The organism is Pseudomonas sp. MOIL14HWK12:I1 (assembly GCF_000510705.1).
Taxonomy (GTDB): domain Bacteria; phylum Pseudomonadota; class Gammaproteobacteria; order Pseudomonadales; family Pseudomonadaceae; genus Chryseomonas; species Chryseomonas oryzihabitans.
Genome location: NZ_KI783307.1, coordinates 220,455 through 237,440 on the forward strand (window position 1 = coordinate 220,455; position 16,986 = coordinate 237,440).

19 protein-coding genes are annotated in these 16,986 nt (G+C 66.9%); 12 read left to right on the forward strand and 7 right to left on the reverse strand.

What is annotated here, in order from left to right:
• Positions 1 to 7 precede the first annotated feature (7 nt).
• The 5 genes from PSEK12I1_RS0110945 to PSEK12I1_RS0110965 all read left to right on the forward strand — a co-directional run bounded on the left by PSEK12I1_RS0110945 (position 8) and on the right by PSEK12I1_RS0110965 (position 4,131).
• Positions 8 to 619 carry a hypothetical protein gene (locus tag PSEK12I1_RS0110945; RefSeq protein ID WP_037006928.1) on the forward strand — a complete coding sequence of 204 codons (612 nt, stop codon included), beginning with the start codon at positions 8 to 10 and terminating at the stop codon, positions 617 to 619.
• Between the two features lie 54 nt (positions 620 to 673).
• Positions 674 to 1,300 (forward strand): cytochrome b/b6 domain-containing protein, encoded by a 627-nt coding sequence (locus PSEK12I1_RS0110950; protein ID WP_027601546.1) that lies wholly within the window; start codon positions 674 to 676, stop codon positions 1,298 to 1,300.
• Entirely contained in the window at positions 1,287 to 2,042 is a 756-nt protein-coding gene (locus PSEK12I1_RS0110955; protein ID WP_027601547.1) for a molybdopterin-dependent oxidoreductase, read from the forward strand. Before PSEK12I1_RS0110950 ends, PSEK12I1_RS0110955 begins: the two co-directional genes overlap by 14 nt.
• Positions 2,043 to 2,352: 310 nt before the next feature.
• Positions 2,353 to 3,234, forward strand: a complete 882-nt coding sequence (locus PSEK12I1_RS0110960; RefSeq protein ID WP_007160623.1) for an NAD(P)-dependent oxidoreductase — start codon at positions 2,353 to 2,355, stop codon at positions 3,232 to 3,234.
• Between the two features lie 69 nt (positions 3,235 to 3,303).
• A complete protein-coding gene (locus tag PSEK12I1_RS0110965) occupies positions 3,304 to 4,131 on the forward strand; it encodes an AraC family transcriptional regulator (protein WP_027601548.1) in 828 nt (275 codons plus the stop codon).
• On the opposite strand, the gene PSEK12I1_RS0110970 is transcribed toward PSEK12I1_RS0110965, so the two are convergent.
• Both PSEK12I1_RS0110970 and PSEK12I1_RS0110975 read right to left on the reverse strand, forming a co-directional pair.
• A complete protein-coding gene (locus tag PSEK12I1_RS0110970) occupies positions 4,117 to 4,704 on the reverse strand; it encodes a LysE family translocator (protein WP_027601549.1) in 588 nt (195 codons plus the stop codon). The two genes, PSEK12I1_RS0110965 and PSEK12I1_RS0110970, sit on opposite strands and share 15 nt — an antisense overlap.
• 202 nt (positions 4,705 to 4,906) lie before the next feature.
• Positions 4,907 to 7,129: an ATP-binding protein gene (locus PSEK12I1_RS0110975; RefSeq protein WP_027601550.1), complete on the reverse strand. Its 2,223-nt coding sequence runs from the start codon at positions 7,127 to 7,129 to the stop codon at positions 4,907 to 4,909.
• Between the two features lie 251 nt (positions 7,130 to 7,380).
• Between PSEK12I1_RS0110975 and tadA the strand changes: the two genes are divergently transcribed.
• On the forward strand, positions 7,381 to 7,884 hold the full coding sequence (gene tadA / locus PSEK12I1_RS0110980) for a tRNA adenosine(34) deaminase TadA (protein ID WP_007160619.1): 504 nt from the start codon (positions 7,381 to 7,383) through the stop codon (positions 7,882 to 7,884).
• On the opposite strand, the gene PSEK12I1_RS0110985 is transcribed toward tadA, so the two are convergent.
• The 5 genes from PSEK12I1_RS0110985 to PSEK12I1_RS0111005 form a co-directional block, all read right to left on the reverse strand.
• On the reverse strand, positions 7,881 to 8,279 hold the full coding sequence (locus PSEK12I1_RS0110985; protein WP_007160618.1) for a SufE family protein: 399 nt from the start codon (positions 8,277 to 8,279) through the stop codon (positions 7,881 to 7,883). The two genes, tadA and PSEK12I1_RS0110985, sit on opposite strands and share 4 nt — an antisense overlap.
• Complete coding sequence (locus PSEK12I1_RS0110990; RefSeq protein ID WP_027601551.1) at positions 8,276 to 9,484, reverse strand: aminotransferase class V-fold PLP-dependent enzyme; 1,209 nt, start codon at positions 9,482 to 9,484, stop codon at positions 8,276 to 8,278. Before PSEK12I1_RS0110990 ends, PSEK12I1_RS0110985 begins: the two co-directional genes overlap by 4 nt.
• A 50-nt stretch (positions 9,485 to 9,534) precedes the next feature.
• Positions 9,535 to 10,569, reverse strand: a complete 1,035-nt coding sequence (gene dapD, locus PSEK12I1_RS0110995) for a 2,3,4,5-tetrahydropyridine-2,6-dicarboxylate N-succinyltransferase (RefSeq protein WP_007160616.1) — start codon at positions 10,567 to 10,569, stop codon at positions 9,535 to 9,537.
• A 73-nt stretch (positions 10,570 to 10,642) separates the two neighbouring features.
• A complete protein-coding gene (locus tag PSEK12I1_RS0111000; protein WP_007160615.1) occupies positions 10,643 to 11,005 on the reverse strand; it encodes an ArsC family reductase in 363 nt (120 codons plus the stop codon).
• A 131-nt stretch (positions 11,006 to 11,136) separates the two neighbouring features.
• Positions 11,137 to 11,577: a YhcB family protein gene (locus tag PSEK12I1_RS0111005; protein WP_007160614.1), complete on the reverse strand. Its 441-nt coding sequence runs from the start codon at positions 11,575 to 11,577 to the stop codon at positions 11,137 to 11,139.
• 185 nt (positions 11,578 to 11,762) lie between these two features.
• Here PSEK12I1_RS0111005 and PSEK12I1_RS0111010 point away from each other — a divergent pair, with 185 nt between their 5' ends.
• The 6 genes from PSEK12I1_RS0111010 to rpsI all read left to right on the forward strand — a co-directional run bounded on the left by PSEK12I1_RS0111010 (position 11,763) and on the right by rpsI (position 16,761).
• The gene (locus PSEK12I1_RS0111010) at positions 11,763 to 12,398 is read left to right on the forward strand and encodes an alpha/beta hydrolase (RefSeq protein WP_027598261.1); all 636 of its coding nucleotides are present in this window, start codon (positions 11,763 to 11,765) and stop codon (positions 12,396 to 12,398) included.
• A 33-nt stretch (positions 12,399 to 12,431) separates the two neighbouring features.
• Positions 12,432 to 13,781, forward strand: a complete 1,350-nt coding sequence (locus PSEK12I1_RS0111015; protein ID WP_007160612.1) for a tryptophan--tRNA ligase — start codon at positions 12,432 to 12,434, stop codon at positions 13,779 to 13,781.
• An 86-nt stretch (positions 13,782 to 13,867) separates the two neighbouring features.
• Positions 13,868 to 14,962: a cell division protein ZapE gene (gene zapE / locus PSEK12I1_RS0111020; RefSeq protein WP_007160611.1), complete on the forward strand. Its 1,095-nt coding sequence runs from the start codon at positions 13,868 to 13,870 to the stop codon at positions 14,960 to 14,962.
• A 54-nt stretch (positions 14,963 to 15,016) separates the two neighbouring features.
• Positions 15,017 to 15,718, forward strand: coding sequence for a deoxyribonuclease V (nfi, locus tag PSEK12I1_RS0111025; protein WP_027601552.1), 702 nt, complete (start codon positions 15,017 to 15,019; stop codon positions 15,716 to 15,718).
• A gap of 206 nt (positions 15,719 to 15,924) precedes the next feature.
• On the forward strand, positions 15,925 to 16,353 hold the full coding sequence (rplM, locus tag PSEK12I1_RS0111030) for a 50S ribosomal protein L13 (protein ID WP_007160609.1): 429 nt from the start codon (positions 15,925 to 15,927) through the stop codon (positions 16,351 to 16,353).
• Positions 16,354 to 16,368: 15 nt separating this feature from the next.
• A complete protein-coding gene (gene rpsI / locus PSEK12I1_RS0111035; RefSeq protein WP_007160608.1) occupies positions 16,369 to 16,761 on the forward strand; it encodes a 30S ribosomal protein S9 in 393 nt (130 codons plus the stop codon).
• Positions 16,762 to 16,986 lie beyond the last annotated feature (225 nt).

A 16,986-nucleotide genomic window follows, 5' to 3' on the forward strand; every position in this document is an offset into this window, starting at 1 on the left:
AGGCTTCATGCGTACCCAGACTCTGCTCCGCGGTTCCCTTGCTCTGCTGCTCGCCGGCAGTGCCCTGCTGGCCCAGGCCGCGCCCATGCCCACCGTCAAGCCCATGCGCGGCACGGTGGACAGCGTCCAGGGCGACACCCTGGCCTTCACCACCAGAAGCGGTGCCCACCAGACCCTGATGCTGGATGACAAGACCAGCTACCGCGCCGTGTCCAAGGCCAACCTGGATCGCATCGAGGCCAACAGCTTCATCGGCTCCGCCGCCACACCGCAGCCCGACGGCACCCTCAAGGCGCTGGAAGTGACGGTGTTCGAGGCCAGCCTGCGCGGCTCCGGCGAAGGCCACTACGGCTGGGAAAATGCCGATGGCAGCACCGGCACCATGACCAACGGCACCGTGGGCGAACTCAAGAAGGCCAACGGCCGCACCCTGACCGTGCAGTACAAGGGCGGCGAGAAGCAGCTGGTGGTGCCGGAAGACGTGCCCATCGCCTATGTCGAGAAGGGCGACCGCAGCCTGCTCAAGCCCGGTGCCAAGGTAGTGCTGTTCCCCGCCGAAGACGGCAAGCACGCCAAGGGCGTGGCCGTAGGCAAGGACGGTTTCACCCCGCCCATGTAAACCCCAGCGCGGTCGCCTGGCGACCGCGTCCAACTTTCCGTGGAGGGGAACCCCATGACCATCTCGCGACGGCGCCTGGTGCACCGCTGGCCGGTGCGCCTCACCCACTGGCTCAACGCCCTGGCGATGCCCTGCATGTTCATGAGCGGCTGGGCGATCTACAACGCCTCGCCGCTGTTCTCCTTCACCTTTCCCGCCTGGTCGACCCTCGGCGGCTGGCTGGGTGGCGCCATCGCCTGGCACCTGGCGGTGTTCTGGCTGCTGGCGGTGAACGGCCTGGTGTATCTGCTCTATGGCCTGTTCAGCGGCCACTTCCGGCGCGATTTCCTGCCCCTGTCGCCACGCGCCATCGGCCGCGATTTCGTCGCCGCCGCACGTCTACGGCTTGGCCACCAGCTGGGCACCTACAACGCCGTGCAGCGGCTGCTCTACTGGGGTGTGCTCGCCCTCGGGGTGCTGGTGGTGCTCTCCGGACTGGCCATCTGGAAACCCGTGCAGCTGCAAGGGTTGGTCGCGCTGCTGGGCGGCTTCGACACCGCCCGCTACGTGCATTTCTTCGCCATGGCCGGCATCGGCGCCTTCGTCGTCGTGCACCTGGCCCTGGTCATCCTGGTCCCCCGCACCCTGCCGCCGATGATCACCGGCCGGGCGCACGAGGAGGTTGACGATGAGTCGGCGTGAACGGCTGCGCCTGGAACCGGCGCAACAGCGGCAGGTGGAAAATCTGCAACGACGCCTGCTGCTCAAGCAGGGCCTGACCGTGGGCGCCCTGGCCATGCTCAGCGGCTGCAACCTGCAGGACGGCGACAGCGTCGACAAGGTGCTCTGGTCCATGTCGCGCTTCAACGACCGGGTGCAGGCCTGGCTGTTCGGCCGCGAGCGCCTGGCGCCGACCTATGCCGCCAGCCAGATCACCGACCCCTTTCCCTTCAACGCCTTCTACCCCGAATACAACGTTCCGGAAGTGGACCTGAGCGACTATCGCCTGGAGGTCTCCGGCCTGGTCGCCAACAAGCAGGCCTGGACCCTGGAAGACCTGCGCCGCCTGCCGCAGCGCGCCGACATCACCCGCTTCATCTGCATCGAAGGCTGGAGCGCCATCGGCCAGTGGGGCGGGGTGCCGCTGCGCACCTTCCTCGAACGCATCGGTGCCGACACCACGGCCAAGTACGTCGGCTTCAAGTGCGCCGATCGCTACTACTCCAGCATCGACATGGCCTCGGCGCTGCATCCCCAGACCCTGCTGGCGCTGGACTTCGGCCAGGTGGCCCTGCCGCCGGACTACGGCTACCCGCTGCGCCTGCGGGTACCCACCAAGCTCGGCTTCAAGAATCCCAAGCACATCCAGGCGCTGTTCGTGACCAACGACTGTCCCGGCGGCTATTGGGAGGACCAGGGCTATAACTGGTTCAGCGGGATCTAGATCCCACTCAACGTCTGCTGCGCGTCGGCCAAACTGCGTTGAAAAGACCCTGGGTCGCCAGCCCGGCCTAGGCGGCCCCGTCGCAATGCTCATTTACCACTCGTAAACCCGAGCGCGGGTCCGATCCGCTTCCTCAGGTCTTTGATTCGCTAGCGCTCACCCTTCGGGCCAGGCTGCGCCTGTTACTCCCGCAGGTCGTTGCGCCTTGTCTGTCTCTAGCTCGCGAGACGTTGAGCGGGATCTAGCCGGCGGAACCCCCGTCGTCGGGGGCAGTCGAGATACCACCCATCCTTTACCCAGGAGTCTCGCCATGTCCGCCCATCCCTCGATCGGTTTCATCGGCTTCGGTGCCATGGCCCAGCGCATGGGCGCCAACCTGCGCGAGGCCGGCTATGCGGTCAGCGCCTATGCCGAGCACCAGCAGGACGGCGAGCGCCACGGCACGCCCATGGAGCCCCTGGCGACCCTCTTGCCCCAGGCGGAGGTGGTGATCGTCTCCCTGCCCAACGACGCCATCCTCGAACAGGTGCTGCTCGGCCCCGACGGCGTCCTCGCCCGGCTGGAGAGCGGTCGTCTGCTGATCAACACGAGCACCAACTCGCCGGCGCTGGCGCTGCGCCTGGAGGCGGCCGGTCGCGCCCGGGGTATCGCCGTGGTCGAGGCCCCGGTGTCCGGCAGCACGCCCGAGGCGGAAAAGGCGCAACTGGTGGTCCTGGCCGGTGGCGAACCCGAAGCGGTGGAGCGCGCCCGTCCCATCCTCGAGACCCTGGGCAAGACCGTGCACCACGTCGGTCCGACCGGACAGGGCGCCGCCATCAAGCTGGCCATCAACGGCCTGATGGGCGCCGGACTCGCCGCCCTGGCCGAGGCGCTGGCCTATGCCACCCGCGCCGGCCTGGATGCCGAGGTGCTGTTCGAGGTGTTCGGCGACCTGGCGGTGCTCTCGCCCCATCACCAGCGCAAGCTGGCGGCGCTGCGCGACGGCGACTTCGCCCCGCAATTCCCGGCGGCGCTGATGCACAAGGACATGGGCCTCCTGCTGGCCGAACTCAACGCCACCTACCAGGGCGCCCCGACCCTGGCCGCTGCGGCGCAGCAACTGGCGCTGGGCGCCGAACTCCATCCGGACGCCGACTACCTGATCACCGCCGACGTCCTGCTGGAGGAAGCCGAAGACGCCGCCACCCGCTGACACCTGACTTTCCCCCTTCCGGGACGACGTCTAGACTGCTCCGGTCCGTCGTCCCGGAATCCCTGCCGCATGACCGCTACCGGCGCCGTCCCTCAGTTCTGGCGCGATCCCGCGCTGCCCTTTCTCGAAGCCCGTTCCATCCAGGACGGCCGCGCGCTCTGCTATGCCCCGCATTCCCACGAGACCTTTTCCATCGGCACCGTGCTGGGTGGGCGCAGTCGCTATCACAACGGTCGGACCCGCGAATTGGTGGGGGCGGGGACCCTGGTGCTGATGAATCCCGGTGACGTCCATGCCTGCAATCCCCAGGGCGAGGCTGCCTGGCGCTATCGCATGCTGCACGTGGATGCCGGCTGGCTGGCCGAGCTGCAGCGTCCGGGGCGCGACGACTTCCAGCCCCTGGCGGCGCAGCTGTCGCGGGACGGCCAGCTCTATGCCGGCCTGGAAGCCCTGCATGCCTGCCTGGTGGATCCCGACACTCTCACCCTGCAGCGCCAGAGCCAGGCGCTGCTGTATTTCGAGGCCGTGCTGGCCCGCCTGGGTCGCACCCCGGCCGCGGCGGTGCCGGTGCGCGAGGATCGCCGGCTGAGGCGCGCCGCCGAATTTCTCGATGCCCATTGCGGCGAAGGAGTCAGCCTGGACCAACTCAGCCAGGTGGCGGATCTCTCGCCCACCCAGCTGATTCGCAGCTTTCGCCGGCGCTTTGGCCTGACGCCCCATGCCTATCTGATCGACCGGCGCATCCGCCTGGCGCGGCAACGCCTGCGTCAGGGCGAGGGGCTGGCCGAGGTCGCCCTGGCCACCGGTTTCGCCGACCAGGCCCACCTGCAGCGCACCTTCAAGCGCCTGGTGGCGGCCACCCCCGGTCAGTATCGCGCCGCGTCAGCCCTCCCATAGCAGCGAAGCGGCGCAGAGCACCAGCAACGTGGCGAGGGCGCGATTGAGCAGGCGCAGGCGACCTGGCGTCAGGGCGCGGCCACGCAGCCATTGACCGGCCACCGCCCAGCAGGCCAGGGAGGCGAAACAGATCACCAGGTAGAGGCCGGCGAACAGCGCCAGGCGGCCGCGATCCTCGCCCACGAACAGTGCCACCCCGGCCGCGGCGGCGAGCCAGGCCTTGGGATTGAGCCATTGCAGCAGGGCGCCGTCGCGAAAGCCCGGGCAGGCCGCCACTGCGCCGCTGCCCAGGTCCCCCGAGGCCCGTGCCAGTTTCCAGGCCAGGTACAGCAGGAAGAGGGCGCCCGCCACCCGCAGGATCCAGAGCAGCGCCGGCCAGGCGGCCAGCACCTCGTGCAGGCCGAGGCCGACGGCGACCAGCAGGACGACGAAGCCCAGGGTGGCCCCGGCGACATGCCACAGGGCCGGTCGCCAGCCGTGGATGAGGCCGGTGTTGAAGCCCACCAGATTGACCGGGCCGGGAGAGAGGGACGCCACCAGGGCAAAGGCGGCCATGGACAGGATCAGGGTCATCGCGAGGTCTCGACAGTTGTAGAGACCTGAACCTAGCGGGGATGCCCCCTGGCGGTATTGAAGAAAATGACCCTTGCAGCCCGACGAAAGGCGGGAATTCGCGGCGTTTCGCTGACGTCCATTACAGCGAGCCCAGCGCTCCCCCGGTGGTTTCAACGTCGCTGTCGGCCACCGGGGCTTTCTTTTCTCTCGTCCGGGTACGCTAGGGCGCGATGGGCAGGGTGAAGCGGAAGGTACTGCCTTCGCCCAGGGCGCTGGTGACGCTCAGCTCGCCGCCATGGGCTTCGACGATGCCCTTGGCGATATACAACCCCAGCCCATGACCGGTAGGGTTGTCTTCCTGGACATGCCAGAACCGCTCGAACACCCGCGCCTGCTGCGCCTGGTTCATGCCGCGACCGTTGTCCGTCACGCTGATCTCCGCCAGGTTGCCGACCTGCCGCATGCTGAGCTGTACCAGACCGCCCGGCGCGGTGAACTTGATGGCATTGCCCAGCAGATTCATCAGTACCTGGAAGATGCGTTCGGCTTCCACCAGGACCTGGAGCTCCGGATCGGCCGCGTATTCCAGACTGATGTTCTTGATCTCCGCCAGCGGGCGCGACAGCAGGATGGGCTGCGCGCAGACGTCGGCCAGGCGCGCGGGCTTCAGATCCAGCGCCAGGCGATCCGATTCGATCTTGGACAGGTCCAGCAGGTCGCTGATCAGGGCGTTCATGCGATTGGCCGCGGTCTCTATCACCTCTAGCGAACCGGGCAGGCGATCATCGCCCGGGGCCAGCTTTTCCAGCTGGCGCTGCAGCATCCCGACCTTCATCAGGATGATCGTGATGGGGCTGCGCAGGTCATGGGAGACCGCCGCGACGATCTCGTCGCGCAAGCGCACCGCCTGCCGCTCGCGTTCGACCTGGCGTGCCAGATCCAACTCGATGGCCGAGCGGCGCAGGTCCTTGGCGGCGAACAGATCGGCCTGGCGCCAGCGTTCGGAACGCAGCCGTACCAGCTCCTTCCAGGCATCGAAGGAACGCCGCGGATGCGGATAGTTGAGCCCTGGACCCGGCATGGGCACCGTGGCTTCCAGCTTGGCCGGGTTACCGCTCCAGACCACCGTGGTAACGATCTCGGGGCGGAACCAGAGCACCAGGTTGCGCACCGGCTTGGGCAACGTCAGGGCCAGCACGCCACTGGCGCTGGCGCTGTAACGGCGGGCGTCGGGCAATTCGTCGGCCAGGCAGCGAGTCGCATAGATGCCCGAAGTGTCCATCTCGGCCGTGACCCAGGCGGCGAGGACGCGAATGTCCTCCGCGCCGGGGCACTCTCCCAGGGTGCAGAGCTCGTCTTCCACCAACACCGCGACCCCGGCGGCATCCACCAGCTCCAAGAGGTCGGTGGGTCTTTCGCAGAGTCCGCTGAGTACCTCGCCACGGCTGTCGCACATGCCCTGGATCAGGGCTGCCAACTGCGCCTCGCGGGCGTCGATCTCACGCTGCACCTGGCGATTCTCCAGAGCGCGGATCATCAGCGATACCAGCACCCCGACCGAGCGGCAGGCCATCCGCGTGCGATAGGGCAGATACAGGGGTTCGCGGTGGCCACAGCTGATCAGTCCCCAGAGCTTGTCATCGCTGATCAGCGACACGCTCATGGAGGCGCGCAGACCCTGGTTGCGCACGTACTGGCAGTGGATGGGCGATACGCTCCGCAGCACCGCATGGGTCAGATCGATGGGGTCGCGCTCGGTGCCATGGAGAAAGGCCGGTACCAGCGGGATCGCCTCGTACTGGGCGTCGGGAATATTGCGGATCCAGTTCTCGTGATAGAGCGCCCGGGCCTGGGCGGGGATATCGCTCGCCGGAAAGTGCATGCCCAGGTAGCTGTCGATGTCGTCGACCCGATCCTCGGCCACCACCTGGCCATCGCCGCCATCATCGAAGCGATAGACCACCACCCGATCGAAGCCGGTCAGGGCGCGCACCTCGCGCACAGCGCCTTCGCACAGCTCGGGCAGGGTACGCGCCTGTTGCAGGCGGGCCAGGGCACGGGCCAGCCCGGCGGGTTCGACACCGCCATGGTCGTCCGGCTCGAATTCCAGGAACACCAGGCCATGATTGCGATGCAGGATCACGTCCATGTCGCGGGCCGGGCGCGTCCAGCTCAGCGGATTGGCTTCTTCCAGATGCTCCAGGGTCAGCGCCTGCCGCACCTGTTCGTACAGCTCGAGGGGCAGGACCTGCTGCAGTGGTCGATCCAGCAACTCGACCTGGGGCTTGCCGAACAGCTCGGGGAGGTTGCGGCTGGCATGCTTGATCAGCCCTTCCGCCTCATCGAACGCGATAAGGTAGCCGTGTGCCTGGATGGCGCCTGGAATGCGGATCGGCTCGCTTTCGCAGCTTTGCAGGGACTGACCGGAGGGTGCAGCAATCATGCGACTGTCTCAGATGAACTCTTGAATAGGACCGCAACGAGGCGGTCCTGTTAAAGCTTTAGCACCGAATGGCTGTGAATGTGATGCCGTTCACGCGCTGCCAGCAGTCACCGCACCATTTTCGCATTCGCAGTACCTGATAACCATTATCGCGATCATTTTTTGCCGAAGGGTTCATCTTTGGCCGCGGATCCTGCGACTGGTCTCGCGGGCTGACGGCGGTATCATGGCGCTTTGTCCAGAGTTCAGTCATGGCCCGCTTCCGCCCCTTGCCCATCATCGACCGCAGCCGGGATGACCTGTTCATGCGCGAAGCCCTGGCCCTGGCGGAACAGGGCGCAGCCCAGGGCGAGGTGCCGGTCGGCGCCGTGGTGGTGCTCGACGGCGAGGTCATCGGCCGCGGCTTCAATCGCCCCATCGGTGCCCACGATCCCAGCGCCCATGCCGAGATGCAGGCGATTCGCGACGCCGCCGCGCGCCTGGCCAACTACCGCCTGCCGGGCGCGACGCTCTATGTGACGCTCGAACCCTGCAGCATGTGCGCCGGCCTCATCGTCCACAGTCGCATCCAGCGCCTGGTCTATGGCGCCAGCGAGCCGCGCGCCGGCATGGCCCAGAGCCGCGGGCGCTTCTTCGAGCAGGACTTCCTCAATCACCGGGTGCTGGTGGAGGGTGGGGTGCTGGCCGAGGCCTGTGGTCAGGTGCTGACCGACTTCTTCCGCGCGCGGCGCAATCCCGCGGCTAGCGAAGGCTAGGCCGCCAGTTCGCGCATCCGCGTGAGCACGGCATTCAGGCCGTTGCTGCGCGATTGCGACAACTGCCGTTCCAGGCCGAGTTCGCCCAGCCAGCCGTGAATGTCGAGGCGGCCCAGCTCTTCGCGGGTCAGGCCATTGGCGCGCACCAGCACCACGGCGAGCAAGCCCTTGAGCACCCGGGATTCGCTGCTGGCACGAAAGAAGTGACGATCGCCCTGGGCTTCATGGGTCAGGCGTACCCGGCTCTCGCAGCCCTGTACCAGGTCTTCGTCACGCTCCTCGAGCACCGCCGGCAGGCGCTCGGCCCACTGCAGCAGCAGTCGCGAGCGCGCCTCCCAGCCCTTGGCGATGACAAAGGCGCGGCGGGCTTCCGCCGCATCGGGAAGCAGATTCATTGCAAGAGCTCCAGGGCGTTGTCCAGGGCGGTGAAAAAGCGCTGCAGGTCCTCGGCATCGTTGTACAGGCCCAGGGAAACCCGCAGCGCACCGGGGGTCTGCAGGGTCTGGAACAGCGGCATGGCACAGTGCTGACCGGCGCGCACCGCGATGCCCTGTTCGCCCAGCAGATGGGAGAGATCGCCGACGTCCACGCCCGCGACCTGGAAGCTGGCCAGGGCGATCTGGGGTTCACCCAGCACCCGCACGCCGTCGCGGGCAGCCAGCCCGGCCAGCAGCTTCAGGCTCAGGGCCTGCTCGTGACCGCGGATCAGCGTCTCGTCCTGGCCCTGCAGCCAGTCGACCGCCGCGCCCAGGGCGATGGCCGCGCCTATGGGCGGCGTCCCCGCCTCGAAGCCCATGGGCGCGGCGTGGAAGCGGGCGTCGGTGAAGGTGGTGTGCTGCACCATCTCGCCGCCGAATTGCCAGGGCTTGAGGTGCGCCAGGCACTCGGCCTTGCCCCAGAGTACGCCGATGGCCTCCGGGGCATAGAGCTTGTGGCCGGAGAACACATAGAAATCGGCGTCGAAGTCGGCCGGGCGATGCCGCCCATGGACCGCGCCCTGAGCGCCATCCACCACCAGCCAGGCCGGCGAGCGTGCCCGGATCAGGGCCGCGAGTTCCGCCAGCGGCTGCCAGGTGCCGAGCACGTTGGACAGCTGGCTGACCGCGACCACGCGGGTGCGCGGCCCCAGCAACCGCTCGGCGGCTGCCAGATCCAGATGACCGCTCGCGGTCAGCGGGATGACCCTGAGCTCGAGGCCGCGACGCCGGGCCAGCTGCTGCCAGGGCAGCAGGTTGGCGTGGTGCTCCAGGGCACTGATGAGAATCTCGTCCCCGGCTGCGAAGGCGTCTTCCAGGCCATAGGCCAGCAGATTGAGCGCCTCGGTCGCGCCGCGGGTCAGCACCACCTCGTGCGGCGCGGCAGCGCCCAGCCAGGCGGCGATCCGCCCCCGGGCGCCTTCGTAGGCGGCGGTGGCGCGCTCGGCAGCCCAGTGCTGGGCCCGGTGCACATTGGCCGCGCCCAGGCTGTAGCTGGCCAGCAGGGCATCCAGCACTACCTGGGGCTTCTGCGCCGTGGCGGCGCTGTCGAGGTAGGTGATGCCGTCGGCGGCGAAGGCGGTGAAAGCCGGGAATTCGGCTCTCCAGGGGGAGGGTAGCGACATGGCGACAGCTCCGGGGTAGCCCGCGCGAGGCGGGCTGCCCGGTTGTGGACTCAGTTGTGCGCGTGCAGCGCTTCGTTGAGTTCGATGGCGGTCTTGTTGGTCTTGCACTCGACCGCGCCGGTTTCCGAATTGCGGCGCAGCAGCAGGTCGCTCTGACCGGCCAGCTCGCGCGCCTTGACTACCCGTACCAGCTGGTTCTGGTCATCCAGCACGGCGACCTTGGTGCCCGCGGTCACATAGAGACCGGATTCCACGGTGCAGCGATCGCCCAGCGGGATGCCAATGCCGGCGTTGGCGCCGATCAGGCAGCCTTCGCCGACGCTGATGATGATGTTGCCGCCGCCAGACAGGGTGCCCATGGTGGAGCAGCCGCCGCCCAGGTCCGAGCCCTTGCCGACGAAGACGCCCGCGGAAACGCGGCCTTCGATCATGCCGGGGCCGGCGGTACCGGCGTTGAAGTTGACGAAGCCTTCGTGCATCACGGTGGTGCCTTCACCCACATAGGCACCCAGGCGCACGCGGGCGGTATCGGCGATGCGCACGCCGGCCGGCACCACGTAGTCGGTCATCTTGGGGAATTTGTCCACCGAGAAGACTTCCAGCAGCTTGCCGCGCAGACGGGCTTCCAGCTGCTCGGCCGGCAGCTCGGCCAGGTCGATGGCGCCCTGGTTGGTCCAGGCCACGTTGGGCAGCAGGGCGAAGATGCCGCTGAGGTTCAGGCCGTGGGGTTTGACCAGGCGATGGGACAGCAGGTGCAGCTTCAGGTAGGCCTCGGGGGTGGAGGCGGGCGCGGCGTCTTCGGCCAGCAGGGTGGCCACCAGCGGCTTGGTGCTTTCCGCCAGGCGGGTCAGCAGCGCCGATTGCACGGCATCGATGCCCTTGAGGGCTTCGGCCAGGCCGCGGGCCTGGGCCGGGGCGAAGGCGATGGCCTGGTTGCCGCCCTGGTAGTCCAGCAGCGGCGCGACCGCCTCGACCAGCGCCGCCGGGGGATTCAGCAAGGGCTGTGCATAGAAGACTTCCAGCCAGGCGTCCTGGCGATTCTGGGTGCCGACACCGAAGGCGATACTGAAGAGGGCATTCGACATGAGACTGTTCCTTTGCAGAGGCACCGATCCGGTCGGTGCGAGATGTTCGGTAGTAGGGGCGGTGGCCGCGGGATCAGTTCAGGGCCGCGGCATAGAGCTCGGGCTTGAAGCCCAGCAGGGTACGGTCGCCGAGATCGAGCACGGGTCGCTTGATCATGGAAGGCTGCGCCAGCATCAGGTCGATGGCCTTGGCGGTGTCGAGGTCGGCCTTCTGGGCGTCGTCGAGCTTGCGGAAGGTGGTGCCGGCGCGATTGAGCACCTTGTCCCAGCCATGCTCCGCGCACCAGGCCGCCAGCCGCTCGCGGTCGATGCCGCTCTGCTTGTAGTCATGGAAGTGGTAGGCCTGGCCGTGCTCGTCGAGCCACAGGCGGGCCTTCTTCATGGTGTCACAGGCCTTGATGCCGTAGAGGCTCAGGCCACTGGCCGCTGCGGGCATGGCGTTCTCCTGCGAAAGACTGCAACCGCGGATTATGCCATGACGGGCCGGAAAAGGGCCGGGCGTCGCGCCCTGAGTGAAGAGGGCGGAGGCCGGAAAGCAGAAGGCCGGGGAGTCCCCGGCCTTGGCGATCAACCGCGGCTTTTCACGCCGTAGGTTTCGTCGAGGGTGCCGGGGGTGCCGTCACCCTTGGGCGCGTAGTCCCGCGGCGCTTCGGTCGGGCCGTCGATGCGCTCGCGACTGGAGGGGTAACGCTGCTCGGCGCTGTGCAGCGAGGCCAGCAGGTGCTGACGGGTCAGTTCGTCCTGGGCCAGGCGCTCGGCGCCTTCGGACAGGTGCGACTGCATGTCCTGGTAGGTCTGGGTGAGCTTGCGCACCAGGCCGGCGGTGGTGCTGAAGTGGCTGGTGACCTCGTGCTGGTAGTCGTCGAACTTCTTCTGCAGATCATCCAGCTGGCGCTGCACCCGGCTCGGCGCGGCGCCCGGCACCAGGCGTGCCAGCAGAAAACCTATCCCGACCCCGATCAGCAGCGCGACCAGGGGCAACAACCAGGTAGTGAGCGACTGTTCCACGAAACTTCCTCTATGAGCGGCTTTGCTTTACGGTAACGGCAGACCGGCGAGCCTGTACACTGGGTTGCGTCTTCTGCCATTCGCTGGGCGTCATCATACCCCGCACTCAGGCATCGCGCAGGATCGACCCTATCAAAATCAACTCCTTGGATGAGCACTGTTCGTCCGGGATCACGGAGTCAAGCGTGTCAGCCCGTGAACAACCCCTGCTGCTGGAGGGCCCCGCGGGCACTCTGGAGGCGCTGTACCAGAGCCCGGATGCCCCCACCGGCGCGGTCCTGCTCTGTCATCCCCATCCGCTCCATGGCGGCGCCATGCAGAACAAGGTGGTCGCCACCCTGCAGCGCATCGCCCGGGATGCCGGCCAGGCCACCCTCAGATTCAATTTTCGCGGCGTTGGTGCCAGCACCGGCGTGCATGCCGGTGGCGAAGGCGAGATCGACGATGCCGCGGCCGCCGTGGCCTGGTTGCGTGAACGCCATCCCGACCTGCCCCTGACCCTCTGCGGCTTCTCCTTCGGCTCCTGCGTCGCCGCCTGCCTCGGCGGGCGCCTGGAAGGCGAGGGCGTGGCGGTGGAACGGCTGTTCATGCTGGCGCCGCCGGTGGAGCGTTTCGCGGTCGACGGTCGCCTGCCCCAGCGGGCGCGCCTCACCGTGATCCAGCCCGAGGCCGACGAGGTGGTGACCCCCGAGCGGGTCTATGCCTGGTCCGCGGCGCTCGAACAGCCGCACGAATTGCTCCGCGTCGCCGACTGCAGCCATTTCTTCCATGGCAAACTCGTCGAACTCAAAGATCTGGTCCTGCCCCGCCTGCAGGCCTGACCCTCGTTAGTCTCTCGGATTTCCAGCGCCTCCATGACCACTCGCATCCTCACTGGCATCACCACCACCGGTACCCCGCACCTGGGCAACTATGCCGGGGCCATCCGTCCCGCCATCCGCGCCAGCCTGGCCGACGATGCCGACTCCTTCTATTTCCTCGCCGACTACCATGCCCTGATCAAGTGCGACGACCCGGCGCGCATCCAGCGTTCGCGCCTGGAGATCGCCGCCACCTGGCTGGCCAGCGGCCTGGATCCGGAGCGGGTGACCTTCTATCGCCAGTCCGACATCCCCGAGATCCCCGAGCTGACCTGGCTGCTCACCTGCGTCGCCGGCAAGGGCCTGCTCAATCGCGCCCATGCCTACAAGGCCGCGGTCGACCGCAACCTGGAGCAGGGCGAGGATCCCGATGCCGGGGTCACCATGGGGCTCTACAGCTATCCGGTGCTGATGGCCGCGGACATCCTGATGTTCAACGCCCTGCGTGTGCCGGTCGGGCGCGACCAGATCCAGCACGTTGAGATGGCCCGCGACATCGGTCAGCGCTTCAACCATCTGTTCGGCAACGGGCGCGACTACTTCGCCCTGCCCGAGGCGGTCATCGAGGAAAGCGTCTCCACCTTGCCCGGCCTCGACGGCCGCAAGATGTCGAAGAGCTACGACAACACCATCCCGCTGTTCGGCAGCGCCAAGCAGCTCAAGGACGCCATCGCCCGCATCGTCACCGACTCGCGCCTGCCCGGCGAGCCCAAGGATCCCGACAGCGCCCACCTCTTCACCCTCTACCAGGCCTTCGCCACCCCCGAGCAGAGCGCGGCCTTCCGCGCGGCCCTGCTGGACGGCCTGGCCTGGGGCGAGGCCAAGGGCCAGCTGTTCGAGCTGCTCGACGCCGAGCTGGGCGAAGCACGCGAGCGCTATGCGGCGCTGATCGCCCGTCCCGATGATCTGGAAGACATCCTGCTGGCCGGTGCCGCCAAGGCCCGCCGCTATGCCACGCCCTTCCTCGGCGAGCTGCGCGAAGCCGTGGGCCTGCGCTCGCTCAAGACCCAGGTCGCCACCGGCGGCGCCAAGAAGAAGGCCAGCAAGACCGCCCGCTTCGTCAGCTTCCGCGAGAGCGACGGCAGCTTCCGCTTCCGCCTGCTCGATGCCGACGGCACCGAACTGGCCCTGTCGATCCCCTTCGCCGAGGCCAAGACCGCCGGCATCACCAGCAAGCAGCTGGTCACCACGCCGGCCAGTGTCGTGGCGGGAGAGGGCAACGGCTTCCAGCTGCTGCTGGCAGATCAGGTGGTGGCCGAGGGCGTCGCCAGCGATTCCCCCGCCGCGCGCGATGCGCTGATCGAGCGGACGCGCACCGCACTCGCGCAATTGGCCGAGGCCTAAAGGGCACCCGCGGTCCCCGGCGTTGTCAACGCCAGGGACCGCCATTACAGTGACCACCCTTTTTTCCCACCCGACCAGAAGCCGCCATGACCCCCCTCGAGCGTTACCAGGCCGACCTCAAGCGCCCGGAGTTTTTCTACGATGCTGCCCAGGAAGAGGCCGTCCGCCATCTGCAACGCCTCTATGACGAATTGCTCGCCGAGCCCGCGTCCAAGGGTGGCCTGTTCGGCAAGCTGCTCGGGCGCAAGACGGTCACGCCGGTCAAGGGGCTGTATTTCTGGGGTGGGGTAGGGCGCGGCAAGACCTATCTGGTCGATACCTTCTATGACGCCCTGCCGTTCAAGCAGAAGATGCGCACCCACTTCCACCGCTTCATGAAGCGGGTCCACGAAGAGCTGCGCACCCTAAAGGGCGAGAAGAATCCGCTGACCATCATCGCCCGACGTTTCGCCGACGAGGCGCGGGTGATCTGCTTCGACGAATTCTTCGTCTCCGACATCACCGACGCCATGATCCTGGCGACCCTGCTGGAAGAGCTGTTCAAGAATGGCGTCAGTCTGGTCGCCACCTCGAACATCGTGCCTGACGGCCTCTACAAGGACGGTCTGCAGCGCGCGCGCTTCCTGCCGGCCATCGCGCTGCTCAAGGAACACACCGAGATCGTCAACGTCGACAGCGGCGTGGACTATCGCCTGCGCGCTCTGGAGCAGGCGCAGCTGTTTCACTATCCGCTGAGCGACGAAGTCGAGGCGGCGATGGCTAAGAGCTTCCGTTCGCTCACCGTCGAGTGCAACGACCTCTGCGAAGACGTGCCGCTGATGATCGAGAATCGCGAGATCCGCGCTCGCCGCACCTGCGAAGACGTCGCCTGGTTCGATTTCCGCGCCCTCTGCGACGGTCCGCGCAGCCAGAACGACTACATCGAGCTGGGCAAGATCTTCCAGACGGTGCTGGTCAGCAACGTCGAGCAGATGGACGCGCTCAAGGACGACATGGCGCGGCGCTTCATCAACCTGGTCGACGAATTCTACGATCGCCAGGTCAAGCTGATCCTGTCGGCCGAAGTGGAGCTCAAGGACCTCTATTCCGGTGGCCGCCTGGAGTTCGAATTCCAGCGCACCCTCAGCCGCCTGCTGGAAATGCAATCCCACGAATACCTGGCCCGTCCGCACAAGCCGTGAACCCTGCCCGGGTTGAAGGATCAATCCTTTGACCCAGGTTTTCGGGAGGTACGTGTGAATTCCGATCCCTTCGCCGAGTGGGATGGCTCGCCCGCCCAGGCGCGCATCCTGCAGAAGCAACTGGCCACGCAGGTCCTCTTGCACGATGACTTCGGCGCGCCGCGGCGTTACGCCGGGGTCGACGTGGGCTTCGAGGAGGGTGGCGAGGTCACCCGCGCGGTCGCCGTCCTGCTGGATGCCGAGACCCTGCAGCCACTGGCCCATGCCGTCGCCCGCATCCCCACCGTGATGCCCTATGTGCCGGGCCTGCTGTCCTTTCGCGAATTGCCGGCGCTGCTCCAGGCCTTGGCGGAATTGCCGGAGACGCCCGAGCTGGTGTTCTGCGACGGCCATGGCATCGCCCATCCGCGCCGGCTGGGCATCGCCGCCCATCTCGGGGTGGTCACCGGTCTGCCGACGATCGGCGTGGCCAAGAAGATTCTCACCGGTCACCACGGCGAACTCGCCGAGACGCGCGGCAGCCGGGTCGACTTGCGGGATCGCGAGGGTGGGGTGATCGGCACGGTGCTGCGCAGCAAGGACCGAGTCAAGCCGCTGATCGTCTCGCCCGGGCACCGGGTCAGCCTGGCCAGCGCACCCGCGCTGGTCATGGCCTGCGTCAGACGCCATCGGTTGCCGGAACCGACGCGGCTGGCCGATCACCTGGCCTCCCGTCGCCAGGGTTCGGCGGCGACCCAGGCGCTATTTTCTTTCTAGCTTGCGGTTGCTTTTCTGGCGTGAACGGGTATCATGCCGCAGCTTTCTTGGCGGGGGATGCCTAAGCCTGCCGAGATCGCCGTAGCGGACGCCGACCCGAGCCCCCGAAGAGCGTCTGTTTCCGGCTGCCCCCGACTTGTCTGGGGTTGCACTGTTGTGTAGAATTTGCCGTCTTTTTACCAGGGCGGCCTCTGAGGCCATAGAGAATGAAAACTTTCACCGCAAAACCGGAAACCGTTAAGCGCGACTGGTACGTCGTCGACGCTGCTGGCCAGACTCTGGGTCGTCTGGCTACTGAAATCGCCACTCGCCTGCGTGGCAAGCACAAGCCCGAATACACCCCTCACGTTGACACCGGCGACTACATCGTCGTCATCAACGCCGAGCAGGTTCGTGTGACCGGTGCCAAGACTACCGACAAGATGTACTACCATCACTCCGGTTTCCCGGGTGGCATCAAGTCGATCAACTTCGAAAAGCTGATCGCCCGTGCTCCCGAGCGCGTCATCGAGACCGCCGTCAAGGGTATGCTGCCGAAGAACCCGCTGGGCCGCGACATGTATCGCAAGCTCAAGGTGTACAAGGGTGCGAACCATCCGCACACCGCTCAGCAGCCCCAAGAACTCAAGTTTTAATCGGGATAGTACAACATGTCGGCAACTCAAAATTACGGTACCGGCCGTCGTAAGACTGCCACCGCTCGTGTCTTCCTCCGTCCGGGCACTGGCAAGATCTCCATCAACGATCGCGCTCTGGACACCTTCTTCGGTCGCGAGACCGCGCGCATGGTCGTGCGTCAGCCCCTCGAGCTGACCGAGACCCTGGAGAAGTTCGACGTCTACGTTACCGTCGCTGGCGGTGGTGTGAGCGGTCAGGCCGGTGCTATCCGTCACGGCATCACCCGTGCGCTGATCGAGTACGACGAAGGCTACCGCAGCTCCCTGCGCAAAGCCGGTTACGTCACTCGTGACGCCCGTGAAGTCGAGCGTAAGAAAGTCGGTCTGCGCAAAGCGCGTAAGCGTCCGCAGTACTCCAAGCGTTAATCCTTCGGGATACGCTCGAAAAACCCAGCCAAGCGGCTGGGTTTTTTTTATGCCTGGGATTTTTCGGCGAAGGGTGCGCAGGGCCAATGGTGTGGGTTCGCCGCCAAAGGTCGGCAGTCCGGTATCGGCCGAACGTTGGGCTTCGCTACGCTCAGCGCCAACCTGCCTCGATTCCCATGGGTACCGTAGGCTGGGTTGAGGCAGTTCCACCGCCGAAGCCCGGCA

Coding starts and splice junctions, on each gene's coding strand:
- PSEK12I1_RS0110945 (WP_037006928.1), top strand. CDS start 8: ATGCGTACCCAGACTCTGCTCCGCGGTTCCCTTGCTCTGCTGCTCGCC.
- PSEK12I1_RS0110950 (WP_027601546.1), top strand. CDS start 674: ATGACCATCTCGCGACGGCGCCTGGTGCACCGCTGGCCGGTGCGCCTC.
- PSEK12I1_RS0110955 (WP_027601547.1), top strand. CDS start 1,287: ATGAGTCGGCGTGAACGGCTGCGCCTGGAACCGGCGCAACAGCGGCAG.
- PSEK12I1_RS0110960 (WP_007160623.1), top strand. CDS start 2,353: ATGTCCGCCCATCCCTCGATCGGTTTCATCGGCTTCGGTGCCATGGCC.
- PSEK12I1_RS0110965 (WP_027601548.1), top strand. CDS start 3,304: ATGACCGCTACCGGCGCCGTCCCTCAGTTCTGGCGCGATCCCGCGCTG.
- PSEK12I1_RS0110970 (WP_027601549.1), bottom strand. CDS start 4,704: ATGACCCTGATCCTGTCCATGGCCGCCTTTGCCCTGGTGGCGTCCCTC.
- PSEK12I1_RS0110975 (WP_027601550.1), bottom strand. CDS start 7,129: ATGATTGCTGCACCCTCCGGTCAGTCCCTGCAAAGCTGCGAAAGCGAG.
- tadA (WP_007160619.1), top strand. CDS start 7,381: ATGGCCCGCTTCCGCCCCTTGCCCATCATCGACCGCAGCCGGGATGAC.
- PSEK12I1_RS0110985 (WP_007160618.1), bottom strand. CDS start 8,279: ATGAATCTGCTTCCCGATGCGGCGGAAGCCCGCCGCGCCTTTGTCATC.
- PSEK12I1_RS0110990 (WP_027601551.1), bottom strand. CDS start 9,484: ATGTCGCTACCCTCCCCCTGGAGAGCCGAATTCCCGGCTTTCACCGCC.
- dapD (WP_007160616.1), bottom strand. CDS start 10,569: ATGTCGAATGCCCTCTTCAGTATCGCCTTCGGTGTCGGCACCCAGAAT.
- PSEK12I1_RS0111000 (WP_007160615.1), bottom strand. CDS start 11,005: ATGCCCGCAGCGGCCAGTGGCCTGAGCCTCTACGGCATCAAGGCCTGT.
- PSEK12I1_RS0111015 (WP_007160612.1), top strand. CDS start 12,432: ATGACCACTCGCATCCTCACTGGCATCACCACCACCGGTACCCCGCAC.
- zapE (WP_007160611.1), top strand. CDS start 13,868: ATGACCCCCCTCGAGCGTTACCAGGCCGACCTCAAGCGCCCGGAGTTT.
- rplM (WP_007160609.1), top strand. CDS start 15,925: ATGAAAACTTTCACCGCAAAACCGGAAACCGTTAAGCGCGACTGGTAC.
- rpsI (WP_007160608.1), top strand. CDS start 16,369: ATGTCGGCAACTCAAAATTACGGTACCGGCCGTCGTAAGACTGCCACC.